Source organism: Oleiphilus sp. HI0128 (assembly GCF_001635365.1).
Genome location: NZ_LWGG01000731.1, coordinates 1 through 9,730, shown reverse-complemented (window position 1 = coordinate 9,730; position 9,730 = coordinate 1). Strand labels below are relative to the sequence as shown.

The 9,730-nt window shown below is 44.0% G+C and carries 9 protein-coding genes and 1 tRNA gene; all 10 read left to right on the top strand.

Features of this window, described 5'->3' with window-relative positions; translation table 11 throughout:
- Positions 1-1,836: RND family transporter (locus tag A3763_RS09235; RefSeq protein ID WP_068759993.1), on the top strand; the 1,836-nt coding region annotated here is incomplete at its 5' end.
- 230 nt (positions 1,837-2,066) lie between these two features.
- On the top strand, positions 2,067-3,998 hold the full coding sequence (gene thrS / locus A3763_RS09230; protein ID WP_068507661.1) for a threonine--tRNA ligase: 1,932 nt from the start codon (positions 2,067-2,069) through the stop codon (positions 3,996-3,998).
- Between the two features lie 56 nt (positions 3,999-4,054).
- Positions 4,055-4,591 (top strand): translation initiation factor IF-3, encoded by a 537-nt coding sequence (gene infC / locus A3763_RS09225; RefSeq protein ID WP_156499823.1) that lies wholly within the window; start codon positions 4,055-4,057, stop codon positions 4,589-4,591.
- 46 nt (positions 4,592-4,637) lie between these two features.
- Positions 4,638-4,829 carry a 50S ribosomal protein L35 gene (gene rpmI / locus A3763_RS09220; RefSeq protein WP_068507660.1) on the top strand — a complete coding sequence of 64 codons (192 nt, stop codon included), beginning with the start codon at positions 4,638-4,640 and terminating at the stop codon, positions 4,827-4,829.
- A gap of 39 nt (positions 4,830-4,868) precedes the next feature.
- Entirely contained in the window at positions 4,869-5,228 is a 360-nt protein-coding gene (gene rplT / locus A3763_RS09215; protein ID WP_068507658.1) for a 50S ribosomal protein L20, read from the top strand.
- 103 nt (positions 5,229-5,331) lie between these two features.
- Positions 5,332-6,330 carry a phenylalanine--tRNA ligase subunit alpha gene (pheS, locus tag A3763_RS09210; RefSeq protein ID WP_068507656.1) on the top strand — a complete coding sequence of 333 codons (999 nt, stop codon included), beginning with the start codon at positions 5,332-5,334 and terminating at the stop codon, positions 6,328-6,330.
- A gap of 21 nt (positions 6,331-6,351) precedes the next feature.
- Complete coding sequence (gene pheT / locus A3763_RS09205; RefSeq protein WP_068507653.1) at positions 6,352-8,724, top strand: phenylalanine--tRNA ligase subunit beta; 2,373 nt, start codon at positions 6,352-6,354, stop codon at positions 8,722-8,724.
- A gap of 3 nt (positions 8,725-8,727) precedes the next feature.
- Positions 8,728-9,033 carry an integration host factor subunit alpha gene (gene ihfA / locus A3763_RS09200; protein ID WP_068507652.1) on the top strand — a complete coding sequence of 102 codons (306 nt, stop codon included), beginning with the start codon at positions 8,728-8,730 and terminating at the stop codon, positions 9,031-9,033.
- Positions 9,011-9,367 (top strand): MerR family transcriptional regulator, encoded by a 357-nt coding sequence (locus A3763_RS09195; protein WP_068507650.1) that lies wholly within the window; start codon positions 9,011-9,013, stop codon positions 9,365-9,367. The genes ihfA and A3763_RS09195 overlap by 23 nt, the downstream gene beginning before the upstream one ends.
- Before the next feature lie 183 nt (positions 9,368-9,550).
- Positions 9,551-9,627: transfer RNA gene (locus A3763_RS09190), tRNA-Pro, on the top strand.
- Positions 9,628-9,730 lie beyond the last annotated feature (103 nt).

Below are 9,730 nucleotides of genomic sequence, written 5' to 3'. Positions count from 1 at the left end.
TTTGAAATTAATCCAGAAACAAATGAACCTCTTGATTACAAAGACTTTTCTTTAAAGTTAGAAGACAAAGTTCGTAACCAGTACACAGCAAAAAATCCAAATATTAATGTGCATATTATCGGCTTTGCAAAAAAAGTTGGTGATTTGATCGAAGGGATTAGTGCGGTTGCGGTCTTTGCATTAATTACAATCGGACTAACTTTAACATTTTTGTTTGTCTACTCTCGCTGTATGGTCGGTACATTGGTACCTATTGTTACCTCTATTATTGCGGTGGTTTGGCAGCTAGGTATATTGAACTTACTTGGCTATGGTTTAGATCCTTATTCTGTACTGGTGCCATTCCTGGTATTTGCGATTGGTATTAGTCACGGTGTGCAGATAGTTAACCGGGTTGCGGTTGAGCAGGCTCATGGTTATAACCCGCTAATGGCTTGTCGTTTGACTTTTAGACAGCTTGTAAGGCCGGGTATTCTGGCTTTGCTTTCAGATGCGATTGGCTTTTTGACATTATTGTTCATTGAAATTGACGTGATTAAAGATCTCGCTGTTGCCGCAGGTGTAGGTGTGGCGGTTATTATTGTTACCAACCTTGTTCTCCATCCAGTGATCGTTTCGTACTCTGGTTTGAGTAAAGGTGGCCTGAAGCATGCTAAGCATGTTGAACTTCATGGTGACAAAAAGTGGCGCGCACTTTCATTTATGGCTCACCCAAGTGTGGCACCGATTTCAGTGCTTATTGCAATACTGGGTTGTGGTATAGGTCTCTACTACCAGAAAGATCTTAAAATAGGTGACTTGGATAAAGGTGCGCCAGAGCTGCGACCTGACTCTCGCTACAATTTAGATAACGACTATATTATCAGCAACTATAGTACCAGCGCCGATATTATGGTTGTGATGATTAAAACGCCAAAAGAAATGTGTTCGACCTATGAGTTAATGGATGTCATGGATCGTATGCAATGGCGTTTGGAAAATACACCAGGCGTTGAATCTACCGCTTCTTTGGTCTCAGTGTCCAAATTGGTGACTAAAGCGCTCAATGAGGGAAGCTTGAAGTGGTTTGAAATATCCCGAAATGAGTCAATTATTAACTCTTCTATACAGCGAGCACCTTCAGGCCTGGTTAATTCAGACTGTAGTATGACGCCAATGATCATCTTCTTGGAGGATCATGAGGCCGATACGCTTGATACTGTGATCGACACGATGGAAGACTTGATCGATCAGTACCCAAGTGAAAACTACCAGTTCTTACTTGCGGCAGGTAATGCAGGTGTTGAAGCGGCGACTAACGAGGTTATTTCCAAGGCTAAGAATGTCATGTTAGCCTCTGTTTACTCGGTCGTTAGTATTTTGTGTCTGATTACGTTCAGGTCTTTAGCTGCTGTTATTTGTATCGTTACACCTTTGGCACTTACCTCGGTTCTGTGTGAAGCGCTTATGGCTCAATTGGGTATTGGTATTAAAGTTGCGACACTTCCTGTTATTGCCTTGGGTGTGGGGATTGGTGTCGATTATGGTATCTATATCTATAGTCAGTTAGAGACTAAACTGAAACAAGGTGTGGTCTTACAAGAGGCTTACTTTCAGACGCTTAGAACGACAGGTAAAGCGGTCTGCTTTACGGGTATGACCCTTGGTTTGGGTGTATTTACTTGGATATTCTCGCCAATTAAATTCCAGGCAGATATGGGGATCCTGCTGTTCTTTATGTTCTTGTGGAACATGGTTGGCAGCTTGTGGTTGCTACCCGCGATGGCACGCTTCCTTGTTCGCCCTGATAAGATTGCTGCAAAAGAAAGAGCTAAGCTGGCAAAAGCTGCTGCTTAATCTTAAGGAGTCTAAAAACCCCGATACTCAATGAGTGTCGGGGTTTTTTCTTTTTTGGAGCCACTTAGGAATAAGGTCGCAGTTTTAGTATTGATGTGCATCGATCAACGTAAACTTGGAGATATCGGTACAAATTTACTTGTTTTTTGTTTAGAATCGCGCGCTTGTAATTTTTTAATTTTTAACTCATGTGACCTTTAGTAAGGGCCACCACTGATTTTGAGGTAGATATGCCAGTTATTACGCTTCCTGATGGTAGTCAACGTTCGTTTGAAAATGCTGTATCCGTATTGGATGTTGCTGCAGATATAGGTCCAGGTCTTGCCAAGGCAACCATCGCTGGTCGCGTAAATGATGTATTGGTCGATGCTTGTGAGTTGATTCAAGAAGATTCCACACTAAGTATTATCACTGCAAAAGATGAAGATGGCCTTGAAATATTGCGTCACTCATGCGCTCACCTTGTTGGTCACGCAATTAAGCAGCTTTGGCCTGATGTCAAAATGGCGATTGGCCCAACGATTGAAAATGGCTTCTACTATGATGTTGATTTAGAGCATCGTCTCACTGAAGAAGATATGGCAGCCCTCGAGAAGCGTATGCTTGAGCTTGCTAAGAAGAGCTATGACGTTGTTAAGAAGACCGTAAGCTGGCAAGAAGCACGAGATGCTTTCGAAGCGCGTGGTGAAACTTATAAAATGGAAATTCTTGACGAAAATATCGCCAAGACCGATACGCCAGCTTTGTATCACCATGAAGAATATATAGATATGTGCCGCGGCCCTCACGTGCCGAACATGAAATTCTGCCATCATTTTAAACTAATGCGTATTTCTGGCGCGTACTGGCGTGGCGATTCTGACAACAAAATGTTGCAGCGTATCTACGGTACAGCTTGGGCAGATAAGAAGCAGCTAAAGCAATATTTGAATCGCTTACAAGAAGCCGAAAAGCGAGACCATCGTAAAATAGGTAAGAAGTTAGACTTATTCCACATGCAGGATGAGGCGCCAGGTATGGTCTTCTGGCATGACAAGGGGTGGAGTATCTACCAGACTATCGAAAACTACATGCGTACCAAGCAGCGCAAGTATGGTTATAAAGAAATTAAGACGCCTCAAGTGGTTGAGCGTACGCTATGGGAGAAGTCGGGCCACTGGGATAAATTTAGTGAGCAGATGTTTACTACTCACTCAGAGAACGCAGACTTTGCAATCAAGCCGATGAACTGCCCATGCCACGTTCAGGTATTTAATCAAGGCTTGAAGAGTTATAAGGAGTTGCCCTTACGTCTTGCCGAGTTTGGTTCTTGCCATAGAAATGAAGCATCTGGCGCTTTGCACGGTATTATGCGAGTGCGTGGTTTTGTTCAGGATGATGCGCATATTTTCTGTGCTGAAGAGCAGATTCAGGAAGAAGTATCTTCCTTTATCGATATGTTGCACGAAGTTTATCAAGATTTTGGCTTTAGCGAGATTCTTTACAAGCTATCTACGCGACCAGAGAAACGCGTTGGTTCAGATGAGGTTTGGGATAAGTCCGAAGCAGCCTTAGCAGAATCTCTGGACGCTAAAGGCTTGAAGTGGGATTTATTGCCTGGTGAGGGAGCGTTTTACGGCCCTAAGATTGAATTCTCTTTGAAGGATTGTTTAGGCCGAGTATGGCAGTGTGGAACGATTCAAGTAGACTTTTCGATGCCGGGTCGACTAGACGCCCAATATGTAAGTGATCATCAGGAACGTAAAACTCCGGTCATGTTACACCGTGCTGTGTTAGGTTCTTTTGAGCGATTTATCGGTATTTTGATCGAACAGTACGAAGGTGCATTTCCATTCTGGTTGGCGCCTGAACAAGTCGCAATACTGAATATTACCGATAAACAGAGCGAATATTGCAAAAAAATACATAAAAATATCGAAGAAGCGGGATATAGAGCACATCTGGACTTGAGAAACGAGAAGATCGGCTTTAAAATTCGCGAGCACACAATTAACAAGATTCCTTATTTACTTGTTGTGGGTGATAAGGAAGTTGAAAATAATACAGTGGCTATTCGTACTCGTAAGGGAGAGGATCTTGGCGTGATGCCTTTAGAAGATGTTCTCGCGGTCTTCAAAGAAGATTTTGTACAGAAAGGTCGTATCGCAAATTCTGGTGAGTAAGCAGTATAAAATGTGCACCTCATCTATGTTTGCATTTTTAATGTGGAGAAATAGACATTAAGCGTAATAACCAAAGTGGCAAGTCAAAAAAAGCGTTGATCAACGAGAATATCGAAGCAACGGAAGTTCGTCTTATAGCAGAAGATGGTGAGCAGTTAGGTATTGTTCCGATAGAAGACGCGCTGGCTCGTGCCACACAAGTAAGTTTAGATTTGGTTCAAATTGCCAACAGTGATCCGATTGTGTGTAAAATCATGGATTACGGTAAAAAAGTATTTGAAGAGAAGAAGCAGAAAGCTGCCCAGAAGAAAAAGCAGAAGCAGACTCAAGTTAAAGAAATTAAGTTACGACCAGGGACGGAAGAGGGGGATTATCAGGTAAAACTACGCAACCTGATACGTTTCCTTGAAGGTGGGGACAAGGCCAAGGTGACGATTCGTTACCGCGGTCGTGAAATGGCACATCAGGAAATCGGCATGAAGCTACTTGAACGAGTCGAAACAGACTTGGAAGAGTACGGAACTGTTGAGCAGCGACCTAAAATGGAAGGTCGGCAAATGATGATGGTGTTGGCCCCGAAAAAGAGAAAATAGCGCGGTTGCTATTTTTGTTAATTTTTCCAATGCGGAGTGAGATATTATGCCTAAAATGAAAGCAAAAAGCGGTGCTACAAAACGCTTTAAGAAAACAGCTAACGGATTCAAGCACAAGCAATCCTTTACTAGCCATATTTTGACTAAAAAATCACCAAAGCGTAAGCGTCAGCTACGTGGATGCAAGCAGGTTGCAGACTCTGATCAGTCTTCAATCAAGCGTATGCTTCGTATTTAATTTTTAGCCATTAAAATATAGTTTAGTAAGGAGTCAAATATGCCTCGCGTAAAACGTGGTGTCCAGGCGAACCGTCGCCACAAGAAAGTATTAAAGCAAGCTAAAGGTTATTACGGAGCTCGTAGCCGTATCTATCGCGTAGCTAAGCAAGCCGTAATTAAAGCAGGTCAATATGCATACCGTGACCGTCGTCAGCGTAAGCGTCAGTTCCGTCGTCTATGGATCGCGCGTATCAATGCTGGTGCACGTTTAAACGGTTTGTCATACAGCCGATTAATCGCTGGCTTGAAAAAAGCTAACGTTGAGATCGACCGTAAAGTATTAGCTGACTTAGCAATGAACGACGCAGCAGTATTTACTGTTGTTGTTGAAAAGGCTAAAGCTGCACTAGCAAACTAAGACTTAGTTCAACACTCGTTGAAACATAAGTAATAGCTGGATAGGGGGCGAGACAACTCACCCCCTATTTTTATTTTGAGTACTGTTTTTTCGGAGAGCAGTAATGGAAAACCTTGAACAACTTGTTCAACGCGCCATTAGCGCTGTAGATGCAGCGGAAAAAATTCAAGAATTGGACCAGGTCAGAGTTGATTACCTAGGCAAGAAGGGTGAAATCACCCAGCTACTCAAAACATTGGGTAAGTTAGATGCGTCTGAAAGACCAGCGGCCGGAGCAAAGATAAACGAAGCCAAAGAAGGTGTCTTGGAAAAACTGTTAGCCAAGAAAGAGTCCCTTGAAACAGCTGAGCTTGAGAACAAGCTCCGTTCAGAAGCTGTGGATGTCACCTTGCCAGGCCGCGCAAGCGATACCGGTGGTTTGCACCCGGTAACCAAAACAATGCGCCGAATTGAGCAGTTTTTTGCCAGAGCCGGTTACTCAGTAGAAGTAGGCCCGGAAATCGAAGATGATTACCATAACTTCGAAGCTTTGAATATCCCGGGGCATCACCCGGCACGTGCTATGCACGACACCTTTTACTTTGATGCAAATACCTTATTAAGAACTCACACTTCACCTGTGCAAGTACGCACGATGGAGAAGGGAGAGCCACCATTTCGTATGATCTGTCCGGGCCGTGTATACCGTTGCGACTCCGACCAAACGCATACGCCGATGTTCCATCAGGTTGAAGGCCTGCTGGTGGAAGAGAATGTTAGTTTTGCTGACCTAAAGAGTACCATTGAAGATTTCCTTCAGGTGTTTTTTGAGCGAGACCTGGCTGTTCGTTTCCGTCCTTCTTACTTCCCATTTACCGAACCTTCAGCAGAAGTGGATATCGAGTGGGGTAAAGACGCTGACGGCAATACCAAGTGGCTAGAAGTGATGGGCTGTGGCATGGTCCACCCGAAAGTATTTGAGTCCAGTGGTATTGATTCCGAAAAATACTCAGGCTTTGCCTTTGGTTTAGGTGTAGAACGCTTGGCTATGTTGCGCTATGGCGTAAACGACCTAAGAATGTTCTTTGAAAACGACCTTCGTTTCCTCAAGCAATTTAACTAAGTTAGTCAGGATAGTAGAGCAATGAAATTTAGTGAACAGTGGCTCAGAGAGTGGGTAAACCCTTCTATTGGTACAGATGATCTACTCCATCAAATCACCATGGCTGGCTTAGAAGTAGATGGCATGGACCCGGTAGCGGGTGAATTTACCGGCGTCGTTGTAGGCGAAGTGCTCAGCAAAGAACAGCACCCTGATGCTGACAAGTTAAGCGTTTGTCAGGTGAGTGACGGAAAAGAGACCGTCCAGGTAGTGTGTGGTGCTGCGAACGTGAGAGAAGGTTTAAAAGTACCCTTCGCGAAAATTGGTGCTGTGTTGCCAGGTAACTTTAAGATTAAGAAAGCTAAGCTGCGTGGCGTTGAGTCATTCGGTATGTTGAGTGCCGAGTCAGAGCTTGGTTTGGCTGAATCTTCAGATGGTTTGATGGAATTGCCTGTTGATGCACCCGTAGGTGCTTGTATTCGCGAATACCTAGGTTTAGATGATAACTGTATCGATGTTGATTTAACGCCAAACAGAAGTGACTGTTTGTCTATTGCGGGTCTTGCTCGCGAAGTCGGTGTCTTGAATAAAGAGAATGTCACTAAGCCACAGATTGAGTCAGTGGTTTCAGAGAGTGAACTTACCTTCAAGGTAAACTTACAAGACACAGAGGGCTGCCCTAAATACTTGGGACGCGTCATTGAAGGTGTCGACCTAACTAAGCCTTCACCATTATGGCTGCAAGAAAAGTTACGTCGCTGCGGTTTACGTAGTATTGATCCTGCCGTTGACGTAACCAACTATATTTTGCTTGAGCTCGGTCAGCCAATGCATGCATTTGATTTAGATAAGCTGAATGGCTCAATCAATGTACGTCAAGCTGAAAATGCTGAAAAACTAACCTTGTTGGATGGTCAGGAAGTTGAACTTCGTGATGACACCTTGGTTATTGCAGATGAAAACACTCCACTTGCAATCGCAGGTATCATGGGTGGCGAAGCCTCAGGTGTTAGCGCTACAACTCAGAACATCTTTTTGGAATGTGCCTTCTTTGCACCCTTGGCGATTGCGGGTAAAGCACGCTCTTATGGCTTGCATACAGACTCTTCACACCGTTTTGAACGAGGTGTTGATTATGCGCTGCAGCACGAGGCAATGGAACGTGCAACGCGCTTATTAATCGATATTGTCGGCGGCAAAGCTGGCCCAATCGTTGAAGAAAGTGATGCAGAGACGCTTCCTAAGTCTTCGACTGTGACCTTGCGTGAAACTAAAGTTGAGTCGCTCTTAGGCTTGAAGGTAGAGACAGCTGAAATAGAAGAGATTCTAACGCGCCTTGGGCTTGAAGTTGTTGATCGAGCAGAGGGGCAGTGGACCTTTGCTGTGCCAAGCTATCGTTTCGATATTGCCATTGAACCAGACCTGATTGAAGAAATTGGTCGGGTCTACGGCTATAACAAACTACCTAAAACGACTGCATTAGGCTCAATGAAGCTGCGGGCCGTCGACGAAGATATCTTCCCGCAGGACTACCTGGCTGATCGTTTGGTGAGTTTAGGTTATCAGGAGGCAATCACTTACAGCTTTGTTGACGAAGAAACACAAAAGCTCGTGACGCCTGAAGAGCAGGGTATCGCTTTGGCAAACCCAATCTCAGCTGATTTGGCTGTGATGAGAACGTCTTTATGGCCTGGCTTGCTAAAAGCACTAAGCTACAACCAGAAGCGCCAGCAGCCCCGAGTTAAGTTTTTTGAGACAGGTCTAAAGTTTGTTCAAGAAGGCGAAGAGATTGTTCAAACTAGAATGATCTCGGGCGTTGTCTCAGGCACTGTTCAAAACGAAAACTGGTGTAATGAAAGCAGAGCAATCGACTTCTTTGATGTGAAGGCCGATCTTGAGAATTTATTGTTCTCAATTGACCCGACAGTCGCTTTCGAGAAGGGTGAACATGCTGCTTTACACCCTGGGCAGACTGCACAGATTGTAAAAAATGGTAAAAAAATCGGCTATTTAGGGGCTATTCACCCTAAATTACAAAAATCCTTGGATTTAAATGGCTCAGTTTATTTGTTTGAACTATGCTTAATTGAAACCGTTCAAGGACAAGTGCCGAGTTTTGATGGCGTGTCAAAATACCCAGAAGTTAGACGGGATTTGGCAATATTGATCGATCACGAGATACCGTTCCGAGACGTTGAGCAGATTGTTAGAGATAATGCCGGTGAAGACCTGGTTAATCTCAATGTGTTTGATGTTTATTCAGGTGATAATCTTGCTGAAAACGGAAAGAGTCTAGGCCTCGGTCTGGTATGGCAGCGAAGTGATCGCACTCTTAATGATGAAGAAATCAACGAGTCCTTTGAGCGTATTGTGTCAGCACTCAGTGCTAAGTTTGGAGCTAAATTAAGGAGCTAGCGCATGGCGGCTTTAACAAAAGCTGATATGGCCGAAAGCCTATACGACGAAGTTGGACTAAATAAGCGCGAAGCCAAAGAAATGGTGGAAGCGTTCTTTGATGAAATTGTTGGAGCCCTAGGTCACAATGAACAGGTGAAGCTATCTGGCTTCGGTAATTTTGACCTACGCGATAAGAAACAAAGGCCTGGACGTAACCCTAAAACTGGTGAAGAAATTCCTATTTCTGCCAGACGCGTTGTTACTTTCAGACCCGGACAAAAATTAAAGGCAAAAGTAGAAGAATATGCTGGAACCCAGTCACAATAATGAATTACCCCCGATTCCGGGTAAGCGCTATTTCACTATTGGAGAAGTAAGCGACTTATGTGGAGTCAAAGCTCATGTTCTACGTTATTGGGAGCAAGAGTTTGATGAACTGTCACCGGTAAAGCGTCGTGGAAATCGTCGTTATTATCAGCGCCAGGACGTCATGACTATTCGTCAAATTCGTAGTTTATTGTACGATCAAGGCTATACCATCGGTGGTGCCAAGCAAAAACTGCACAATGAAGGTGATGAGGGCCCTGCAGGGCAAAACTCTGAATTGATCAAGCAAATGATCACTGAGCTTGAAGAAGTTTTAGACGTACTAAACAGCTAAGCTTTCAAGTAATAAGGTAATCTTAAAAAACGCCGATACTATCGGCGTTTTTTATTTATTTCTAAAGCGTCATAAGGTATTATACCCGCGACTTAAGTCGACAGGCCTAAAACCCGTCGATTACCCCCATGTAAGCTGATACCTAGTATCAACCTGGTGAACAAATTCTTGTTTCACACCGTTCGGGATGTAGCGCAGCCTGGTAGCGCACATGTCTGGGGGACATGTGGTCGTGGGTTCGAATCCCGCCATCCCGACCAATTTTTCTTTTTTAATTCCTGTTTTTTAGCATCTGTCGCAGCTTTTACCATTATAGGGTGAAAATGTACATCATAGAGTCTAGACTCCCTTGTTTAATGCATA